Genomic DNA, 799 nt, shown 5'->3' with positions numbered 1-799 from the left:
GCCCCCCGCCGCGGAGATGGCCGACACCGCCCGCGCGGCCGCGAAGCTGGGCGTCGGGACCGTCGTCGGTTTCACCGGGTCGAAGATCTGGAAGTACGTGGCCATGTTCCCGCCCGTCTCCCAGGACGTCATCGACGACGGCTACCAGGACTTCGCCGACCGCTGGAACCCGATCCTCGACGTGTTCGACGAGGTCGGCGTCCGCTTCGCCCACGAGGTGCACCCCTCGGAGATCGCCTACGACTACTGGACCACGAAACGGGCGCTGGCCGCGGTCGGCAACCGGGAGGCCTTCGGGCTGAACTGGGACCCCTCGCACTTCGTCTGGCAGGACCTCGACCCGGTCGGCTTCATCCTCGACTTCGCCGACCGCATCTACCACGTCGACTGCAAGGACACGAAGAAGCGCTTCGACGGGCGCAACGGCCGGCTCGGGTCGCACCTGGCGTGGGCCGACGCCCGGCGGGGCTGGGACTTCGTCTCCACGGGGCACGGCGACGTGGACTGGGAGGAGGCGTTCCGCGCCCTGAACTCGATCGGGTACGACGGGCCGATCTCGGTGGAGTGGGAGGACGCCGGGATGGACCGGCTGCGGGGCGCAGCCGAAGCGGTCACCTTCATCAGGAACCTCGTCTTCGACAAGCCCTCGGCGGCGTTCGACGCCGCGTTCAGCAACCAGAAGTGACGCGGACCCCGAACCGGACCCGAACCCCCGAGGAGACCAGATGAGACCCGACAACGACGTCGCCCTGTCCCGACGCGCCCTGTTCCGGGGCGCGGCCGGCGCCGCCCTCGGGAT

At 70.1% G+C, this 799-nt stretch carries 1 protein-coding gene; it reads left to right on the top strand.

Going from position 1 to position 799, the window contains the following annotated elements:
- A partial coding sequence (locus ACTIDRAF_RS0226130; RefSeq protein ID WP_026066519.1) for a sugar phosphate isomerase/epimerase family protein occupies positions 1 to 685 on the top strand: 685 nt, incomplete at its 5' end.
- Positions 686 to 799: the final 114 nt, after the last annotated feature.

Origin of the sequence: Actinoalloteichus spitiensis RMV-1378, from assembly GCF_000239155.1 — a bacterium.
GTDB classification, from domain to species: Bacteria; Actinomycetota; Actinomycetes; order Mycobacteriales; family Pseudonocardiaceae; genus Actinoalloteichus_B; species Actinoalloteichus_B spitiensis.
Note: the sequence above shows the minus strand (reverse complement) of the source record. Positions and strands in the feature narration are given on the sequence as shown.